We start from the raw sequence: 18,913 nt of genomic DNA, 5'->3' as shown, positions 1-18,913 counted from the left end.
TTCAATTGGTCGGGGAAAGCGAGCAAGCTCACTTTCCCCGACCTCAATCAGTTATGTTCGCCGCTTCGCGGCTCAACAACTTCCCGCGGTTCGGCGAAGCGAGCAAGCTCGCTTCGCTCTCACCTTGGTCAGTTGTAAGTACCCGGGGTGTAGTCGTCCGAGCTGAAGCTGTCGAAGTCGACGAAACTCAGATCGTTCTCGTTGAACACGGTGTCGTCGGTGAAGATGCGGTTCGGGTAACGCTCCGCCTTCGCCTCCTCCGTGGCCTCGACCGTCACGTTGCGGTAACGCGGCAGGCCGGTACCGGCCGGGATCAGCTTTCCGATGATCACGTTCTCCTTGAGACCGATCAGCGGATCGCGCTTGCCCTCCATGGCGGCCTGCGTGAGAACACGCGTGGTCTCCTGGAACGACGCGGCCGACAGCCACGACTCCGTTGCGAGCGAGGCCTTGGTGATACCCATGACCTCCTGGCGGGCGGATGCCGTCTTCTTGCCATCGGCGAGCGCGGCGCGGTTGATCGTGTTGTACTTCGACCGGTCCACGAACTCACCGGGAAGCAGATCGGTCTCGCCATGGTCGACCACGGTGACCTTGCGCAGCATCTGACGCACGATCACCTCGATGTGCTTGTCGTGGATCGGCACGCCCTGCGACCGGTACACGCCCTGCACGCCGCCCACGAGGTGCTCCTGCACCGCGCGGATGCCGCGCACGCGCAGCACCTCCTTCGGGTCGACGGTGCCGACGATGAACTGCTGGCCGAGCTCCACGTGGTCGCCGTCCTCCACGAGCAGTGTCGAGCGCTTGAGCACCTGGTAGCGGTGCTCCTCGTCTCCACTGTCGGGGGTGAGCACGACGTAGCGGGCCTTCTCGGTGTCCTCGATGCGCACACGGCCAGGGGCCTCGGCGATCGGGGAAGCACCCTTGGGGGTGCGCGCCTCGAACAGCTCCTGCACGCGGGGCAGACCCTGCGTGATGTCGTCGGCGGATGCCGAGCCACCGGTGTGGAACGTACGCATCGTCAGCTGCGTGCCCGGCTCACCGATCGACTGCGCCGCGATGATGCCGACGGCCTCTCCGATGTCCACGAGCTTGCCCGTGGCCAGCGAACGGCCGTAGCAGAGGGCGCAGACGCCGACGGCCGACTCACAGGTGAGCACGGAGCGCACCCGGATGGTCTCGACGCCCGCCACGATGAGCTTCTCGATCAGAACGTCGCCGACATCCTGACCTGCCTCGGCCACCACGGTGCCCTTCGCATCCACCACGTCGGTGGCGAGAGTACGAGCGAACGAGGAGTTCTCCACGTTCTCGTCGCGCACCAGCACGCCCTCGGAATTGCGTGCACCGATCGCCAGGTCGAGGCCCTTCGTCGTGCCGCAGTCCTCCTCGCGGATGATGACATCCTGCGAGACATCCACCAGACGACGCGTGAGATAACCGGAGTCGGCCGTGCGCAGAGCGGTGTCGGCCAGACCCTTGCGGGCACCGTGCGTCGCGATGAAGTACTCCGCCACCGAGAGGCCCTCTGAGTAGCTCGAGATGATCGGACGCGGGATGATCTCACCCTTCGGGTTGTTCACCAGCCCTCGCATACCTGCGATGTTGCGCACCTGCAGCCAGTTGCCACGAGCGCCGGAAGACACCATGCGGTTGATGGTGTTGTGCTCCGGGAAGTTCTCGCGCATGGCCTTCGCGACCTCGTCGGTGGCATCCGTCCAGATCTTGATGAGCTCCTGGCGACGCTCGGCCTCGGTGGTGAGACCCTTCTCGTACTCGCTCTGGACCTTCGCCGCCTTCTTCTCGTAGGAGGCGATGATGTCCTTCTTCGACGGAGGCGTGACGATGTCGCTGAGCGCCACGGTGACGCCCGAGCGGGCAGCCCAGTAGAAGCCGGCGTCCTTCACGCGGTCGAGCGTTGCGGCCACCTCCACCTTCGGGTAGCGCTCTGCGAGGTCGTTCACGATCGACGACAGCTTGCCCTTGTCGGCGACCGCCTCCACGTAGGGGTAGTCCTCCGGCAGGGTCTCGTTGAAGATCGCGCGACCCAGCGAGGTCTCGCGCAGAGCGGTGCCGCCCTGAACGAAGTCCTCGGCGGCATCCTCTTCCGACAGATAGAGGTTCTCGAGACGGATGCGCACCTTGGCGTTCAGATCGAGCGAGCCCTGGTCTTTGGCGAGGATCGCCTCGGACACCGACGAGAACGCGCGGCCCTCGCCCTCGGCACCCTCCTTGATCGTCGTCAGGTGGTGCAGACCGATGATCATGTCCTGCGCGGGCAGTGTCACCGGGCGACCGTCGGACGGCTTCAGGATGTTGTTCGAGGCAAGCATCAGGATGCGCGCCTCGGCCTGCGCCTCCACCGACAGCGGCAGGTGCACGGCCATCTGGTCACCGTCGAAGTCCGCGTTGAACGCGGCGCAGACGAGCGGGTGCAGCTGGATGGCCTTGCCCTCCACGAGCTGCGGCTCGAACGCCTGGATGCCCAGACGGTGCAGCGTGGGCGCACGGTTCAGCAGAACGGGGCGCTCGCGGATGATCTCCTCGAGCACGTCCCACACCTGCGGGTTCGCGCGCTCCACCATGCGCTTGGCGGCCTTGATGTTCTGCGCGTGCTGCAGGTCGATCAGCCGCTTGATGACGAACGGCTTGAACAGCTCGAGAGCCATGTCCTTCGGCAGACCGCACTGGTGCAGCTTGAGCTGCGGACCCACGATGATGACCGAACGGCCCGAGTAGTCGACACGCTTGCCCAGAAGGTTCTGGCGGAAACGACCCTGCTTTCCCTTGAGCATGTCGCTCAGGGACTTCAGGGCACGGTTGCCGGTGCCTGTGACGGGACGACCGCGGCGGCCGTTGTCGAACAGCGCGTCGACGGCCTCCTGCAGCATGCGCTTCTCGTTGTTCACGATGATCTCGGGAGCACCGAGGTCGAGCAGACGACGAAGGCGGTTGTTGCGGTTGATCACGCGACGGTACAGGTCGTTCAGGTCGCTCGTGGCGAAGCGGCCGCCGTCGAGCTGAACCATCGGGCGCAGCTCGGGCGGGATGACCGGCACGACATCGAGCACCATGGCGGCCGGCGAGTTGCCCGTTGACAGGAACGAGCTGACCACGCGCAGTCGCTTGATCGCACGGATCTTCTTCTGGCCCTTGCCGTTCGCGATCTGGTCGCGCAGCAGCTCGGCCTCCGCGACCAGGTCGAACGCCTCGAGGCGCTTCTTGATCGCCTCGGCGCCCATGTAGGCCGTGAAGTACAGGCCGTACCGGTCGAGGAGCTCGTTGAAGTCGGCGTCCTCGGGCTTGAGTTCGCCGACCTTGAGCGTGCGGAACGACTCCCACACGCGCTCCAGACGCGCGATGTCCTCGTCGAAGCCCTTGCGGATCTGCGACATCTCCTTCTCGGCGCCATCGCGGGTGCGACGCTTCTGGTCGGCCTTCGCGCCCTCCTCTTCCAGAGCGGCGAGGTCGCCCTCGAGCTTGGCGAGGCGGTCGGCCACGCGAACGTCGCGCTGATCGGTGAGCGCCTTGATCTCCAGGCGCAGCTCATTCTCGAGACCCGGCAGGTCTTCGTGGCGACCGTTCTCGTCGACGTCGATGACCATGTATGCGGCGAAGTAGATGACCTTCTCGAGGTCCTTCGGCGCCATGTCGAGCAGGTAGCCGAGGCGCGAGGGCACACCCTTGAAGTACCAGATGTGCGTCACCGGTGCGGCGAGTTCGATGTGACCCATGCGCTCACGTCGTACGGAGGACTTGGTGACCTCCACACCACAGCGCTCGCAGACGATGCCCTTGAACCGCACGCGCTTGTACTTGCCGCACGCGCACTCCCAGTCGCGGGACGGCCCGAAGATCTGTTCGCCGAACAGGCCGTCCTTCTCCGGCTTCAGGGTGCGGTAGTTGATCGTCTCGGGCTTCTTGACCTCACCGTGAGACCAGCGACGGATGTCGTCGGCCGTGGCCAGGCCGATACGCAGCTCGTCAAAAGTTGTTGCGTCGAGCAATTTCTCTCCTAGTAGAAAGTTCGTCAATCGAGTTGAGGGCGGTCACCGTGCTTCAACGGGCTCAGCGACCGGTTCCGTGGATCAGATCTCGTCGATCGACGACGACTCGAAGTGGCTGGACAGGTTGATGCCGAGCTCTTCGGCGGCACGATAGGCCTCGTCATCCGTGTTCCGCAGGCTCACCGGCGTGCCGTCGGCCGAGAGCACCTCGACGTTCAGGCACAGCGACTGCATCTCCTTGATGAGAACCTTGAAGGACTCGGGGATGCCCGGCTCCTGGATGTTCTCGCCCTTGACGATGGCCTCGTACACCTTCACGCGGCCCAGGATGTCGTCGGACTTGACGGTGAGCAGCTCCTGGAGCGCGTAGGCGGCGCCGTACGCCTCGAGTGCCCACACCTCCATCTCGCCGAATCGCTGACCACCGAACTGCGCCTTACCACCGAGCGGCTGCTGGGTGATCATCGAGTACGGTCCGGTCGAGCGGGCGTGGATCTTGTCGTCGACCAGGTGGTGCAGCTTCAGGATGTACATGTAGCCCACCGAGACCGGCTCGGGGAACGGCTCGCCGGAGCGGCCGTCGAAGAGCTGGGTCTTACCGGCGTGGTCGATCAGACGCTCTCCGTCGCGGTTCGGCAGCGTGGAGTCGAGGAGACCTGCGATCTCCTCCTCCAGCGCACCGTCGAACACGGGCGTCGCCACCTTGGTGTTCGGGGCGGCTTCGCGAGCGACCTCGGGCAAGCGGCCGGCCCACGCGGGCTTGCCTTCGACCTTCCAGCCCTGCTTCGCGGCCCATCCGAGGTGGATCTCCAGCACCTGGCCGAAGTTCATGCGGCCGGGAACACCGAGCGGGTTGAGGATGACGTCGACCGGCGTGCCGTCCGCGAGGAACGGCATGTCTTCCACCGGCAGGATGCGGGAGATGACGCCCTTGTTGCCGTGGCGGCCGGCGAGCTTGTCGCCCGCGGTGATCTTGCGCTTCTGGGCGATGAACACGGCGACGCGCTGATTCACGCCGGACCCGAGCTCGTCGTCGCCGTCGACCGCGTCGAACACCTTGACGCCGATGACCGTGCCCTCTTGACCGTGCGGCACCTTCAGCGACGTGTCGCGCACCTCGCGGCTCTTCTCGTTGAAGATCGCGCGCAGCAGGCGCTCCTCCGCAGAGAGCTCGGTCTCACCCTTCGGCGTGACCTTGCCCACCAGGATGTCGCCGGGACGGACCTCGGCGCCGATGCGGATGATGCCACGCTCGTCGAGGTCGGCCAGCAGCTCCGGGCTCACGTTCGGCAGGTCGCGGGTGATCTCCTCCTTGCCGAGCTTGGTGTCGCGGGCATCCACCTCGTACTCCTCGATGTGGATCGAGGAGAGGGTGTCGTCCTTCACCAGGTTCTGGCTGAGGATGATCGCGTCCTCGTAGTTGTAGCCCTCCCACGGCATGAACGCGACGAGCAGGTTCTTGCCGAGGGCGAGCTCGCCGTCCTCGGTCGCGGGACCGTCGGCGATGACCTCGCCGGCCTCGATGCGCTCACCGGCGTTCACGATGACGCGGTGGTTGTAGCTCGTGCCCTGGTTGGAGCGGTCGAACTTGCGCAGGTAGTAGGTCTGGGTTCCGCCCTCATCGAGCTGGACGGTGACGGCATCCGCCGAGACCTCGGCGACCACGCCGGACTTCTCCGCCGTGAGCACGTCGCCCGCGTCGATGGCCGCGTAACCCTCCATGCCGGTTCCGACGTTCGGCGACTCGCTGCGCAAGAGCGGCACGGCCTGGCGCTGCATGTTCGCACCCATCAGGGCGCGGTTCGCGTCGTCGTGCTCGAGGAACGGGATCAGCGAGGTGCCGACCGACACCATCTGGCGCGGCGAGACATCCATGTAGCCGATCTGGTCGGCGGGAACGAGGTCGACCTCGCCGCCCTTCTGGCGGGCCAGAACGCGGTCCTCGGCGAAGTGGCCGTCGGCCTTCAGCGGGGCGTTGGCCTGGGCGACGATGAAGTCGTCCTCTTCGAACGCGGTCAGGTAGTCGATCTGGTCGGTGACCTTGCCGCTGACGACCTTGCGGTACGGCGTCTCGATGAACCCGAACGAGTTGATGCGGGCGAACGATGCCAGCGAGCCGATCAGGCCGATGTTCGGACCTTCAGGCGTCTCGATCGGGCACATGCGGCCGTAGTGCGACGGGTGAACGTCGCGCACCTCGACGCCCGCACGGTCGCGGGACAGACCACCGGGGCCGAGCGCCGAGAGGCGGCGCTTGTGGGTCAGGCCGGCGAGCGGGTTGTTCTGATCCATGAACTGCGACAGCTGGCTGGTTCCGAAGAACTCCTTGATCGCGGCGACGACCGGGCGCACGTTGATCAGGGTCTGCGGCGTGATCGCTTCGATGTCCTGTGTGGTCATGCGCTCGCGCACGACGCGCTCCATGCGGCTGAGGCCGGTGCGCACCTGGTTCTGGATGAGCTCGCCGACCGCGCGGATGCGACGGTTTCCGAAGTGGTCGATGTCGTCGACATCCAGACGGATGTCCGCGCTCTTGCCGCCTCGCGTGCCGTCGATCGCGTACACGTTGTCGCCGAGCTGCTTCACGCCGGGTGCCGTCGGGTCGTGCAGGGCGACCAGGTACTTGATCGTCTTGATGATGTCCTGGTTGGTCAGCACCGAGTCGGACAGCGGGGCCTCGAGACCGAGCTTGCGGTTGATCTTGTACCGGCCGACCTTGGCGAGGTCGTAACGCTTCGGGTTGAAGTAGTAGTTGTCGAGCAGCGCGCGTGCTGCCTCAGCGGCGACCTGCTCGCCCGGGCGCAGCTTGCGGTAGATGTCTTTGAGCGCCTCCTCCTTGGTGAGGATGGTGTCTTTCTCCAGGGTCAGCTCGATCGAGGTGAAGCCCTTGAACTGCTCGAGGATCTCCTCACTGGTGAGGCCGAGCGCCTTGAGGAACACGGTCACGGACTGCTTGCGCTTGCGATCGATGCGCACGCCCACCTGGTCGCGCTTGTCGATCTCGAACTCGAGCCATGCACCGCGGCTCGGGATGACGCGGGCCGAGTAGATGTCCTTGTCCGACGTCTTCTCCAGCGTGCGCTCGAAGTACACGCCGGGGCTGCGGACCAGCTGCGACACGACGACACGCTCGGTGCCGTTGATGATGAACGTGCCCTTCTCCGTCATCAGCGGGAAGTCGCCCATGAACACCGTCTGAGTCTTGATCTCACCGGTGATGTGGTTCATGAACTCCGCCTCGACGTAGAGCGGCGCGGAGTAGGTCTTGCCCTTCTCCTTGCACTCGTCGATGGAGTACTTCTTCTCCTCGAGGAAAGGGTTCGTGAACGAGAGCTGCATGGTCTCGCTCAGGTCCTCGATCGGGGAGATCTCCTCGAAGATCTCCTCCAGACCGCTGTTGCCGGGCAGATCCTGGCGACCCTGGGCCTCGGCTTCGGCGACGCGAGCCTTCCACGCGTCGCTTCCGACCAGCCAGTCGAAGCTCTCCGTCTGCAGTGCGAGGAGATCCGGAACTGTAAGGGTGTCGGTGATCTTGGCGAACGAAAGACGAGAGTGGTTTCGTCCGTTCTTGGGAGTGATGGTGGAAGATGCGTTGCGCGCAGCAGCCAAGGAAATAACCTCCATGGGGTCCCCGCAAGGGACCACGGGTGACTGTCGGTCAGGTTGTGGTGTGGACGAAGACTCCCGCTAAAGTGGTGCCCTGCCGTTGTGCTCTATCTGACCGGTCCCGCGCGTCGTAGACCCGTAGCCCTGCTCTCGCAGAAGCCCCGGGTTCGCAACACCGAAAGACCCAGCCCATGCACACACCGGAAGACACGCAGAGCCGACCGCAATATGAAGGCATGAGTGTGGGAGCGCAAAGAATCACTATACGTCAATGCGCCGCGCCGTGTCCAGTTTTTTCTTGACCGATTTCGGATTCAGGGGTATAAGCGCCCCGCTGTCGTCGTTTGTCCCCGTCGGATGCCCGCGGTGTTGCGGGTTGCCCGCCGTGTTCCGGGATGCCCGCCGTGAATCACCGTTGGCCCCCCAACCCAATTCAGGCTGACAGGGGTGTCTGCGACCGCGGGAGCCGGAATCTGCTCGGCGCAGCCTGAATTAGGTGGAGCGTCCGCACATCGACGCACTCCACGAACGAGTTCGACGCGCTCTCCCGATGCGCACCCGCGGAGCCACTTCCGGCTCGCACTCGCGGAGCCACTTCCGACTCTCACCCGAGGCGCCACTTCCGACTCTCACCCGAAGAGAAGGTGCTCGCCGTGCTCGCGACCCCTCCGTAGGTGGCGTCGGTCGCGGACGATCGACAGGATGGCTCGCTCGACACGATCCCAGTGATGGATCACGTGGTCGTAACGGAGCCGAACGACGATGAAGCCCATCTCGACGAGTGCAAGGTCGCGGTCGTAGTCCCGGGCCGACTGATAGCCGTCGTGATACTTCGCGCTGTCGCACTCGATGACCAGGCGGTCTCCCACCAGCAGATCCACCACCCCCACGCTTCCGATCCAGACCTGGCATCGCACTCGTACACCACGCCGTCTCAGGTGCAGCCGAACCATGGTCTCGGTGCCTGACTCGCTCGCCCCGGTGCATCGATCGGCGAGCAGCGGCAGGCACGCCTCGATCTCAATCGGGGTCACGATTCCTCGGTTCAGCGCAGAATCCGCCAACACCACCACGTGATCGGCAGGCTGGCAGACCGCGGCATCCATCAGCACACGATGCACGTCTGCCACTGCCTCGGCGAACGGATGCTGCGTCGACGTCCAATGCAGGCAGATCCGGTTTCCGCGACGATCCACAAGCACTTCGTCGTTGTTCCTCGCAGTGCGGAGCCGCGAAGCATTGTGCGGTACCGCGATGTGGAGGAGCCCGTCACGCAAGGTCCACAACCCGCGAAATGGGGCGGCTGACACGCTGGTCAAGGCGCCGCCCAGGAACACCGCCTCGACGGCATCCGCATCGCTCGTATCTCGTGCGTACCAGCCGCGGCGGATCCGGCTCAGATCGCCGCGATCCAGCGCGGCCTGGATATCGCTGCGGGACAGTCCCGATCGGCGCAGGTGACCTATCGAAAGGACTCCAGTCTGGTCGACGAGGCGATTCCTGGTATCTAGCATGACACCAAGGTGCAATCTCCTGACGCCCTGCGACGGCCACTCCGCGAGGACTGTGGACAATGCCCCCATCCGCGGACCTGTGGAGGGAGGGACATCCGCGGGTCGGGTCGAACATAAATCAGGCGCTGGGGCCTGCGCGCGACCACAAGTGGGCGGAATAGGGGCTTTTCGCCTGAATTGTGCTGAGGCGGCGCAGTGCGCGCGCAGCGAGGCGAGGCAGGCCGGCGGAGCCAGAGGGCGGAGACGACGCAGGCCGGCGGAGCCAGAGGGCGGAAGCGGGCTGCGGGGTTCGGCGCGGGTGGCGGCCGTCAGGGGCGCACGAGGGCGATCGCCTGCGCGCGGTCGCGCAGGTCGAGTTTGGCGAAGATCGAGTTGATGTGGGTCTTCACCGTGGCGATGCTCACGTAGAGCCTGCCGGCGATCTCCGGGTTGCTCATGCCCTGCCCGACCAGTTCGAGCACCTCGGCCTCCCGCGCCGTGAGCTGCGGATGCCGCCTGCGCAGCTCATCCGCCGGCAGCGCGCCCGCTCCAGCGCTCGACGGGTGCGGCGCGGCCGGCGAATGTGCAATGGCAGGCTCCGTCGAGGGGTCGTGCTTCGCAACGGATCCGGTGAGTCCGCCGATCAGGCGCGCTCCGACCTCGCCCGAGAGCGTCGTCTGTCCACGGGCGACGGAGCGGACGGCCGCGGCGACTTCGGCGCGCGACGCATCCTTGGTGAGGTATCCGCGGGCGCCGGCCCGCAACGCGCCCATCACCGAGGCATCGTCGGCGAACGTGGTCAGCACGAGTACCGCCGTCCCCGGATGCTCGGCGGCGATGCGGGCGGTCGCGGCGGATCCGTCGAGCACAGGCATCCGCAGGTCCATCAGCACCACATCCGGATGCCGCTCCCCCACCAGTGCGAGCGCCTGCGCACCGTCGGCCGCCTCGCCGACGACCTCGACGTCGGGCAGCAGGTCGAGCACGGTCACGAGGCCGTCGCGCACGATCGCCTGATCGTCGGCCACGATCACGCGGATGCGCGGCTCGTTCGTCGAATCCGTCATCCGGCGCCTCCAGCCTTGACGAGCGCGACCTCGGCGCGCACCTGGAATCTTCCGTCGTGCACTCCGGCCTCGACTGCCCCGCCGGGCAGCTCGGCGAAGCGCTCCCGCATGCCGAGCAGCCCCCGGCCGGACCCGGTGGTCGCGAGCTCGACGCCGGCACGTGAGGCGGCTGCCGCAACGGATACGGCGTTCGCCACCTCGAGCGATACCCGATCCGGATGCCACGAGATGCGCAACCGCACCGCCTCGCCCGGCGCGTGCTTGCGCGCGTTGCTGAGCGACTCCTGAAGCGCACGACGAAGTGCGGTCGCGACCCGTTCCGGCACGTCGACGGGGGTGCCGAGCTGTTCGAAGTCGATGCGGCCACCCAGTCGCTCATGCGCGTCGACCAGGTCGATCAGCTGCGCGGCCAGGTCGGTGGAGGAGACGGATGCACGGGCATCCGTCGGCGATCGCAGCGCCTCCACTGCACGTCGCGCCTCGGCCAGCCCCGACGCCGCCATCGATCGCGCGTCGTGCAGGCGGGCGAGCGCGGCATCCGTCTTGCCCGCCTCGAGCTGCGCCTCGACCGCGTCGAGCTGAATCACCAGGCCACCGAGACTGTGCGCCAGCACGTCGTGCATGTCGCGGGCGAGGGATTGACGCGCGGCCAGCGTCGACGCTTTCGCCTGCTCCTCGCGCATGGCAGCTGTGCGCTCGGCGAGTTCGGCAGCCGCGGCCTGCCTGGCCCTTGCCTGCCGTCGGTTCACACCCGCGAGCAGCGCGACGAGCACCGCGAACTCGAGCGAGAGGATGCCCTCGATCGTGACACCTTTGCCGCCGCTCACCGCGACGGTGATGGGGGCGACGGCCAGGAAGCCGCCCGCGATCAGCGCATACAGATAGATGAGCCACGGCGGATGCTCCAGGCCGCCCACCTGCATCACTCCCGAGATGACCGGGACGATGAGCAGACCGTTCGTCGGCCAGGCCGTGAGTGCACCGGCCGTCACCATGACCAGAAAGAGCACACGTGTGGCGACGAGCCAGTCGAACGGAAGCACGAGCACGCCGATCCAGGCCAGCACCGAGATCAGGGTGAGCGGCACGGTCCATTCCGGCAGCGGGATCTTTCCGCCGAACAGCTGCGGCACGAGGTATGCGGCGACCACCGCGATGCCGAGCACGTTGAGGGCGATACCGAACGGTGTGCGGCGGAGCGGAACACCCGGTGCCGTCTCGAACACGTTCGCTCCTTCCCCGTTGCGGGCCCGCAGACGATGAACCGTCGTCTGCTGGATGCTCGTGCCCCATCCTGCCGCACGGCTTCCCCGTTGCCGAGGCCGGGCGGGCCGAGCCGGGGTCCACGCTCGACGCGCCGGCACACCATCCCCGCAACCCAACCCGCCCCACGTCGCGGCGGCGTGTACGCCGCGACAAACCCGACCACGCACCCTGCCGACTGCGGTGCGCCGGGCGGGGACCGGCGCGCAAGACAACTCAGACCCGCACGGGCTCGGCAGGAACCCGGCCGGCGCGGTACAGGATGACGCCGACCCGCGCGAGCCGGTTGGCGGCGACCATGAGCAGGATCACTCCGGTGGAGGCCGCCAGGTGCGAGCCGGCCATGCCCGCCAGCGCGTCGATGCCGATGCGCACCGCGATCAACGCGATCCAGAGTGCGATGCCGAACCATCCGGTGCGGGTCTCCAGCGTCACGAGCGACATGCTCGGACGGCGATCGTTCGCGTGCGCCTCGCGGTACAGACGGACGCCGTCCGCCGTCAACGGGCGGAATCTCGCGATCGCACCCATCGCGGCGCCGAGTCCGAGGGATATCACCAGCTCGCCGCACAGCACCGCGATGTCGGTGCCGGTCAGCGACTTGAGGTTCGTCATACTGCCGAGCGTGGCGAGCCCCGCGATGGCGAGGATTGCCGGCAGTCGCCACATGCGTCCGGCGTCGACGGCGCGCCAGGTCAGCTGCCGGTATCCGACCCACACGACGAGGGCCACGATGATGAGGGCGTTGGTGAGGAGCTGGATCGAAAGGGTCATGCATCCACCATCGCTTCGGAGCCGGGCGCAGACCACCGACCACGGGTGGAGATGCGGGTGGAGACCGGGTGGAGTCCATACTCTTGGAGGGTGCAGGATCATCCGTCGGTCGTCTTGAAGAACAGTGGCCTGCGCGCCGTGATCGAGCCCGACCGGTGGGTGCCCGGCTCCTATCAGCTGGTGGTGGACGGCACACCGCAGTCGCACGTGGACCTGGATGACCCGACCCGGCTGTTCTTCGAGTACGTGCAGCGCATGGGCAACGTGATCGACCTGCTGCGCAAGCCGGGCGAGCCGATCACGGCCGTGCACCTCGGCGCCGGAGCGATGACGCTTCCCCGCTACATCGCGACCACGCGACCGGGTTCGCGCCAACAGGTCATCGAGCTGGAGAGCGAACTGGTCGAGCTCGTGCGCTCCGAGCTGCCGCTGCCGAGGTCCGCACAGATCAGGGTGCGGCACGGGGATGCCCGCGAGGTCGTCCGCAGGCTTCCCGCCGGGCTGCGCGGCACGGTCGACCTGCTCATCGTCGACATCTTCAGCGGAGCGCGCACTCCTGCTCACGTGACCAGCGTGGAGTTCTATCGGGAGGCGGTGTCGCTGCTTGCGGCGGACGGGGTGGTTCTCGTCAACGTCGCGGACGGACCGCCGCTCTCGTTCGCGCGGGGGCAGGCATCCACGCTCCGCTCCGTCGTCGAGCACGTCGCCGCGCTGGCCGAGACCCAGGTGTTGAAGGGCAAGCGATTCGGCAACATCGTGCTCGTCGGATCGAACGCGGCACTGCCGCTGGACTGGCTGCCGCGGCTGCTCGCGAGCGGTCCGCACCCGGCCAAGGCCGTCGCGGGCGGTGAGCTGCGGCAGTTCGTCGCCGGGGCGCAGGTGGTGACGGATGCGACGGCCGTCGCGTCGCCGCTGCCGGGTCGGAGCGTGTTCCAGCTGAAGGGGTGAGGGCGGCCGCCGGCCTGTCGTGCCGGGTTGCTGTCACGGGGACGGCCCCGACTACGGTTTCGTCGCCGTGACCAGGGGTTGGTTGCCCGGACTATCGTTTCGTTGCCGTGACTCGAACATTGTCCGCGGTCACGGTGCACGGATCGGGGTGTCGGCGTGAAGGTCGTGACTCTGCGTGAAGGTCGTGACTCTGCGTGAAGGTCGTGACTCTACGTGAAGGTCGCGGTCTCGGTGTGACTCGGCGTGAAGGTCGTGGTGTCGGCGTGGGCCGGCGTGAAGGTCGTGGTGTCGGCGTGGGTCGGCGTGATGGGCGTGGTCGCGGCATGCTCACGCGGCGGAACGGGTTCGCCTCAGCGGCTGTGCCGGAAGCGGATGCGCTGGCCGGGACGTAGTTGCGCGAAAAGATCGAGGTCGGCATCGGCGACGACGGCGATCACGGGGTAACCGCCGGTCACCGGGCCGTCGGCAAGCAGCACGGTCGGCTCGCCGGACGGCGGCACCTGAATCGCGCCGGGCACCATCGGCTCGCTGGGCAACTCGGCAGGCAGGGCCGGGTCGCCTGACCGCTGCAGCTTCACGGCATCCGACCACAATCGTGAACCCACGCGGTTGGACTGCTGCGTGACCCGCCAGGCGCTCTCGTAGAACGCGACGACGGATGCCCGGGTGAACCAGTTCTGCCGCGGTCCCGCGACGACGTGCACGTGCACCTCGTCGTCAGGTGGCGACCAGACCGTGAGTGCGTCGACCGCCGGGATCCCGGCCGTGACGTCATCGGCGAGGGCGAGCGTATCGCCGTCAGCGAGCGGGGCCGGACCGAGATGGGCCCCGATGTCGGTCGAGGCCGATCCGAGCTCGTGCGGCACGGCGACGCCACCGCGCAGGGCGACCACATACCTCAGCCCGTGCTCCGCTGTGCCCAGCTCCAGCACGTCTCCGGGCGACGCCTGCACCGCGGCGTCCGGTTCGATCGCATGCCCGCCCATCTTGAGCGCACCCCTGGCCCCGGTCACGGCGATCCACGTGGACCGCTCGAAGCGCAACCGCGCTCCGACGACCGCCTCGAGTCCGGCCGCCGACTCGGCATTGCCGACCAACCGGTTGCCCAGCCGCAGGGCGCCGCGGTCGAGCGCACCGGAGCGGCCGGCGCCAATGGATGCGGAGCCCGGGCGCCCGAGATCTTCGATGAGGAGCTGCGGGCCGGACTGCAGCACGGTCACGGCCGGACCGGTCGACACAGCAGCCGACGGCGCTGCAGCCGCGGACGCCGCCGCGTTGGTCGAGGAGGCCGCAGCTGCGTCGGATGCGGAAGCCGCTGCCGCAGCCGCGTCGGTCGTAGAGGCCGCAGCCGCGTCGGTCGTGGAGGCCGCAGCCGCAACGTCGTCGAAAGGTCCGCCGGAAAACGCACGATCGGCCGCATCTGAAAGCGATTCCTCGTGCGGCCGATCGTGTGTTTTCCGGCCGACCGTGCGAGGGGCAAGGGGTGCGGTGGACGCGGTGCGGCCAGGCTCCGCGGATGCAGGCTGAGCGGATGCAGGCCGGGCGGATGCAGGCCCCACGGATGCAGGCCGGGCGGATGCAGGCTGAGCGGATGCAGGCTGAGCGGATGCAAGCCCCGCGGATGCAGGCTCCGCGTCGACCGCACGGAACCTCACGGTGGTGCCAGGGGTGAGGAGTGCAGGGTGGCTGTCGCCGGGATGCCAGAGCGGGGCATCCGTTCGTCCGATCAGCTGCCAGCCACCGGGACCCTCGCGCGGATACGCACCGCTGAAGCCCCCGGCGAGCCCGACCGCCCCTGCGGGCACCCGGCTGCGTGGGCTCGAGCGCCGCGGTACGTCGAACCACGGGTCGTCGGTCACCAGGTAGCCGAATCCCGGAGCGAAGCCGGAGAAGGCGACGCGCCACGTGGCATCCGTGTGCCTACGGACCAGTTCGTCCACGGTCGTGCCGACCAGTGCGGCGGTGTCCGCGAGATCGTCACCGTCATAGACGACGTCGACGACGACGGGATCCCCGTCGGGCACGAAGCCTCCGTCGAGCACCGAACCCTGACCAGGCACCGAGTCCTGACCAGGCACCGAACCCCCGCCCCCGCCGAGCGCTGAACTCCGACCACGCGCCGAGTCCAGACCACGCACCGAGCCCCGACCACGCACCGAACCCCCACCTCCGCCGGGTGCCGCCAGCGCGCCGGCCGCCCGGGGCCCGCCCTCCGGCGAGCCTGATGTCGGCGCGGATGCAGGCATCCACTCCAGAGTTCGCTCGAGCCAGGCGTGTGCGCTGTCGGCCGAGATGCGCTTCGGATCGAAGAGCACGGCCAGCGCTCGCGCCGCTGGCACGATGTCGTCGATACCCGCGCGGTCAGACTGCGACAGAATGTCGCGAAGCCTCAGCACCTCGTGCAGATCGGACAGATCGACGATGAGGGCGCGATCCCCCAGCCGGTGGATCGTGTACGGAGGCAGCGGTGGCACACCGTTCACGCGAACGCCTCGATCCGGATGCCCGCCTCCGCCAGGGCCCTCCGCACCGCGATCGCCATGGCGACGGCATCAGGGCTGTCGCCGTGCACGCACAGGGAAGCCGCGTCGATCTCGACGGTCTCGCCGTCGACGGACTGCACGACACCGTCTGACGCCATGCGCACGGCTCGCTCAGCGATGCCGTCATGCTGCGAGAGCAGAGCGCCCTCCCGGCTGCGCGACACAAGGGTGCCGTCGCCGAGGTATGCCCTGTCGATGAACGCCTCGCGCACGAACGGCACTCCGCGCGCCGCGCACGCTCGCTCGATCGCGCTGTGCGGCAGACTTAGCACCGGCAGTTCTACCGGGAAGGATGCCACGGCATCCGCCACCGCCGTCGCCTGCTGTTCGTCGGTCGCGATGCGGTTGTACAGCGCACCGTGCGGCTTGAGGTAGCGCACCTGCGCCCCGACGGATGCCGCCATGCCGGCCAGCGCGCTCAGCTGGTAGAGCACGTCGGCGTGCAGGTCAGAGGGTGCGACGTCGACGAAGCGACGGCCGAACCCGGCGAGGTCGCGGTACGACACGTGCGCTCCGATCACGACGCCGCGATCGCGCGCGGCGCGGCAGGTGGCGAGCATCGTCGCGGGGTCGCCGCCGTGGAATCCGCAGGCGATGTTGGCGCTCGAGACGACGTCGAGCATCGCGTCGTCGTCGCCCATCGTCCAGGCGCCGAACGACTCGCCGAGGTCGCAGTTGATGTCGATCGCGCGCATCCCCTTCATTCTGCCCGCCGTCGCGACGATCGACAGGGTCGGCACTGACACCCATAGGGAGCGCACGGGTTCGATACATCGGACGCGCAGGAGCGACCGCCGCGCCTCGACCGATCAGGCTCTCCGGCCACAGCATGCCGGGTCGCCGAGCTGTGCACAGCGACAGCGCGCGCGACGGCATCTTTCGGTGGTCGTCGCTAGCCTCGAATGGTGGCAGAACTGGTACGGGTGCGCACGTGGGCTGAGGCGCTGATCGCGATGCACCTCGACGCGGATGCCTGGACCTTCGGCTTCGACAACGCCAAGACCCGCGGCGGCCAGTGCAACCACTCGACGAAGCGCATCACGGTCTCGCGGTACCTCGCAGCCCGGTTCGAGGACGACGAGATCCACCAGGTGCTGCTGCACGAGGTGGCGCACGCGATCGCGGGGCCGGCGGCCGGCCACGGGCAGCGCTGGCGTGCGATCGCACGTGAACTCGGTTACGTCGGCGAGCGCACGCTCGACAAGCCGGTCGCACAGGACCTCGCACCCTGGGTGGGCCGCTGCCCCCGCGGCCACGTGCACTACCGGTACCGCAAGCCCGGGCGCACGATGTCGTGCGCGACGTGCTCGCGGGGGTTCTCGCACGAGTTCCTGATCGCGTGGGAGCGGCGGCGGGTGTGACCGCCGGTGCCTGATGCCGCCCGCCCCGGCCGCCATCGCGAATGTGACCGCACGCTCGCGACGCGGCAAGATGGTTCAGCCCCAGCAAACGGATCGGATGAACCTCGACAGATGACGACAACGGCAGCGGAGAGCACGACGGCCCGAGCCGACGACGAGAATCGGGCCGACGACGCCCACCGGCTCGGCGAGACGGGTCAATGGTTCGACTCCGCCGACGGCGTGCGCTGGTGGTTCGACTCCGGATGCCTGTGCCTCGACTTCGCGTACACCGGCGGCATGGCAGCGCCACGCGACGGCGATCGCGTGCCGAACGAGCCGTGGGAGCGGCTGCGCACGCCCGCGGACCTCACCGCATGGCTGCACGGCCGGTTCCCGGCCATCGACGCCTCCTGCGCCGAGCACGAACGGCGCGACGCCCTGACGCTTAGGGAGGCGATTGCGAACCTGGCGTACGCGGCGCTGGACGGGCATCCGTTCGCCGGTCGCGACGTGGACATCATCAACTTGTACGCCTCGACGCCTGATCTGCCGCCGGCCCTTGCGGGGGGCAGTAGGCAGGCTGGCCGCACCAGGCCACGAGCGACGCAGGCGCTTTCGGCGATCGCCCGCGACGCCGTCGCTGTCTTCGGCGCTGAAGATGCCCGCGAGCGCATCCGTGCCTGCGGCGCCGACGACTGCCCGCTCGTCTACCTCGACGTGTCACGCAGCCGCAATCGCCGCTGGTGCTCTATGTTGCGCTGCGGGAACCGGGCGAAGGTGCGCGCGCACCGGGCACGGCATGCGGCACCGAAGCAGCTCGAGTGAGAGTTCAGATCGTCCAGGCGATCGGATAGTTGACTATCGACGCGTACTGCGCACCGAAGTCCACGCCGACTTCGCGGAACTCGTCGCGCGCCCGCACGTTCATCTCCGTCAGGTCGTCCATCTGCTTGGCGTGCTCTTCGGTGTCCCAGACGCTGATCTGCACGAACGAGCCGTCGGGCGAATAGCCCGCATACCAGTGGATGAGCCCCGGCAGCCGCTGGATGGCCGGCACCAGGTACTCCGTCGTGCTGCGGTCCGCCGCGACGACCGCGTCGAAGATCCCGGGCTCGAAGGCGACGCGCGAAACGCGGATGACTGCGCCTGCAGGCAACGACTCGGTCATGATGGACCTCTTCCTCGATCTCGAATTACGTTCTGGTCTCGTATCGTAATGTAATGGGCTCCACACACGTCAACACTGAAGACCCGGTCGCGACTGAAAGAAGGGTCGGGGCCGGGCGACCCAGGGACCCGGCGCTTGACTCGGCGATCCTCTCCGCTGCCGCTCGCCGCCTCGGCGAGTTCGGCTACGCCAGGATGTCGCTCGAGTCGGTGGCTGCAGCGGCCGGAACGACCGTTCCCAGCCTGCGCCGTCGTTACCGGAGCAAGGCGGAGCTGGTGGCCGCGGTGATCGGCTCGCTGCGCGTTGAGGAACCGCCCACGGATGCACCCAACCCGCGCGCCCACGCGCTGACGATCCTCGAGAATTTTCACCGCAACCTGCACGCGATGCCGGCGATGGCCATCCTCGGCTCCTTCTTGGCAGAGCAGGAACGACATCCGGAATTGCTCGAGCTCTTCACGACGCGGCTCGTCGAACCCAGGCGCGCACTGCTCCGCCGGGCGCTGGCATCCGCGGCCCTTCCAAATGACCCGGACCTCGATGTGCTCACGAGCATGCTCGTCGGGTCGTTCTACGGCCAGTATGTGACCGCGGCGGGGGTGCCCGACGACTGGGCGAGCCGCGTACTGGATGTCATCTGGCCGAGCGCCGCGGCACCTGACGCCTGATCGTGTCGCCGGCTCGTGTCGCCGGCTCGT

General features: G+C 67.7%; 13 protein-coding genes. 4 read left to right on the top strand and 9 right to left on the bottom strand.

Features of this window, described 5'->3' with window-relative positions:
- Positions 1–128: 128 nt before the first annotated feature.
- The 6 genes from ACYVDK_RS06865 to ACYVDK_RS06840 all read right to left on the bottom strand — a co-directional run bounded on the left by ACYVDK_RS06865 (position 129) and on the right by ACYVDK_RS06840 (position 12,213).
- Complete coding sequence (locus ACYVDK_RS06865) at positions 129–4,010, bottom strand: DNA-directed RNA polymerase subunit beta' (protein WP_460519871.1); 3,882 nt, start codon at positions 4,008–4,010, stop codon at positions 129–131.
- 81 nt (positions 4,011–4,091) lie between these two features.
- Positions 4,092–7,619, bottom strand: a complete 3,528-nt coding sequence (gene rpoB / locus ACYVDK_RS06860; protein WP_460519868.1) for a DNA-directed RNA polymerase subunit beta — start codon at positions 7,617–7,619, stop codon at positions 4,092–4,094.
- Positions 7,620–8,245: 626 nt separating this feature from the next.
- Positions 8,246–9,130, bottom strand: a complete 885-nt coding sequence (locus ACYVDK_RS06855) for an endonuclease domain-containing protein (protein WP_460519865.1) — start codon at positions 9,128–9,130, stop codon at positions 8,246–8,248.
- A gap of 308 nt (positions 9,131–9,438) precedes the next feature.
- Positions 9,439–10,176 carry a response regulator gene (locus ACYVDK_RS06850; protein WP_460519862.1) on the bottom strand — a complete coding sequence of 246 codons (738 nt, stop codon included), beginning with the start codon at positions 10,174–10,176 and terminating at the stop codon, positions 9,439–9,441.
- Positions 10,173–11,402 carry a sensor histidine kinase gene (locus tag ACYVDK_RS06845; RefSeq protein WP_460519859.1) on the bottom strand — a complete coding sequence of 410 codons (1,230 nt, stop codon included), beginning with the start codon at positions 11,400–11,402 and terminating at the stop codon, positions 10,173–10,175. The genes ACYVDK_RS06850 and ACYVDK_RS06845 overlap by 4 nt, the downstream gene beginning before the upstream one ends.
- A 253-nt stretch (positions 11,403–11,655) precedes the next feature.
- A complete protein-coding gene (locus ACYVDK_RS06840) occupies positions 11,656–12,213 on the bottom strand; it encodes a hypothetical protein (protein WP_460519856.1) in 558 nt (185 codons plus the stop codon).
- A 51-nt stretch (positions 12,214–12,264) separates the two neighbouring features.
- Between ACYVDK_RS06840 and ACYVDK_RS06835 the strand changes: the two genes are divergently transcribed.
- The gene (locus ACYVDK_RS06835; RefSeq protein WP_460519853.1) at positions 12,265–13,161 is read left to right on the top strand and encodes a spermidine synthase; all 897 of its coding nucleotides are present in this window, start codon (positions 12,265–12,267) and stop codon (positions 13,159–13,161) included.
- A gap of 350 nt (positions 13,162–13,511) precedes the next feature.
- On the opposite strand, the gene ACYVDK_RS06830 is transcribed toward ACYVDK_RS06835, so the two are convergent.
- The gene (locus tag ACYVDK_RS06830) at positions 13,512–15,644 is read right to left on the bottom strand and encodes a 5-oxoprolinase subunit B/C family protein (RefSeq protein WP_460519850.1); all 2,133 of its coding nucleotides are present in this window, start codon (positions 15,642–15,644) and stop codon (positions 13,512–13,514) included.
- Positions 15,641–16,399, bottom strand: a complete 759-nt coding sequence (locus ACYVDK_RS06825; RefSeq protein WP_460519847.1) for a LamB/YcsF family protein — start codon at positions 16,397–16,399, stop codon at positions 15,641–15,643. Before ACYVDK_RS06825 ends, ACYVDK_RS06830 begins: the two co-directional genes overlap by 4 nt.
- Positions 16,400–16,609: 210 nt before the next feature.
- Between ACYVDK_RS06825 and ACYVDK_RS06820 the strand changes: the two genes are divergently transcribed.
- On the top strand, positions 16,610–17,065 hold the full coding sequence (locus tag ACYVDK_RS06820; RefSeq protein WP_460519844.1) for a SprT-like domain-containing protein: 456 nt from the start codon (positions 16,610–16,612) through the stop codon (positions 17,063–17,065).
- 111 nt (positions 17,066–17,176) lie between these two features.
- Positions 17,177–17,872, top strand: coding sequence for a CGNR zinc finger domain-containing protein (locus ACYVDK_RS06815; protein ID WP_460519841.1), 696 nt, complete (start codon positions 17,177–17,179; stop codon positions 17,870–17,872).
- A 4-nt stretch (positions 17,873–17,876) separates the two neighbouring features.
- Here the strand turns inward: ACYVDK_RS06815 and ACYVDK_RS06810 are convergent, their stop codons facing one another.
- Positions 17,877–18,215: a hypothetical protein gene (locus ACYVDK_RS06810; protein ID WP_460519838.1), complete on the bottom strand. Its 339-nt coding sequence runs from the start codon at positions 18,213–18,215 to the stop codon at positions 17,877–17,879.
- A gap of 53 nt (positions 18,216–18,268) precedes the next feature.
- Between ACYVDK_RS06810 and ACYVDK_RS06805 the strand changes: the two genes are divergently transcribed.
- Entirely contained in the window at positions 18,269–18,883 is a 615-nt protein-coding gene (locus ACYVDK_RS06805; RefSeq protein WP_460519835.1) for a TetR/AcrR family transcriptional regulator, read from the top strand.
- Positions 18,884–18,913 lie beyond the last annotated feature (30 nt).

The organism is Humibacter antri (genome assembly GCF_054777235.1).
This window is presented reverse-complemented; position numbering and strand designations above follow the sequence as displayed.

Bases quoted from the DNA above. Each gene is read 5' to 3' on its own strand.
- ACYVDK_RS06855 (WP_460519865.1), bottom strand. From the start codon at position 9,130: ATGCTAGATACCAGGAATCGCCTCGTCGACCAGACTGGAGTCCTTTCG.
- ACYVDK_RS06850 (WP_460519862.1), bottom strand. From the start codon at position 10,176: ATGACGGATTCGACGAACGAGCCGCGCATCCGCGTGATCGTGGCCGAC.
- ACYVDK_RS06840 (WP_460519856.1), bottom strand. From the start codon at position 12,213: ATGACCCTTTCGATCCAGCTCCTCACCAACGCCCTCATCATCGTGGCC.
- ACYVDK_RS06835 (WP_460519853.1), top strand. From the start codon at position 12,265: ATGCGGGTGGAGACCGGGTGGAGTCCATACTCTTGGAGGGTGCAGGAT.
- ACYVDK_RS06825 (WP_460519847.1), bottom strand. From the start codon at position 16,399: ATGCGCGCGATCGACATCAACTGCGACCTCGGCGAGTCGTTCGGCGCC.
- ACYVDK_RS06815 (WP_460519841.1), top strand. From the start codon at position 17,177: ATGACGACAACGGCAGCGGAGAGCACGACGGCCCGAGCCGACGACGAG.
- ACYVDK_RS06810 (WP_460519838.1), bottom strand. From the start codon at position 18,215: ATGACCGAGTCGTTGCCTGCAGGCGCAGTCATCCGCGTTTCGCGCGTC.
- ACYVDK_RS06805 (WP_460519835.1), top strand. From the start codon at position 18,269: ATGGGCTCCACACACGTCAACACTGAAGACCCGGTCGCGACTGAAAGA.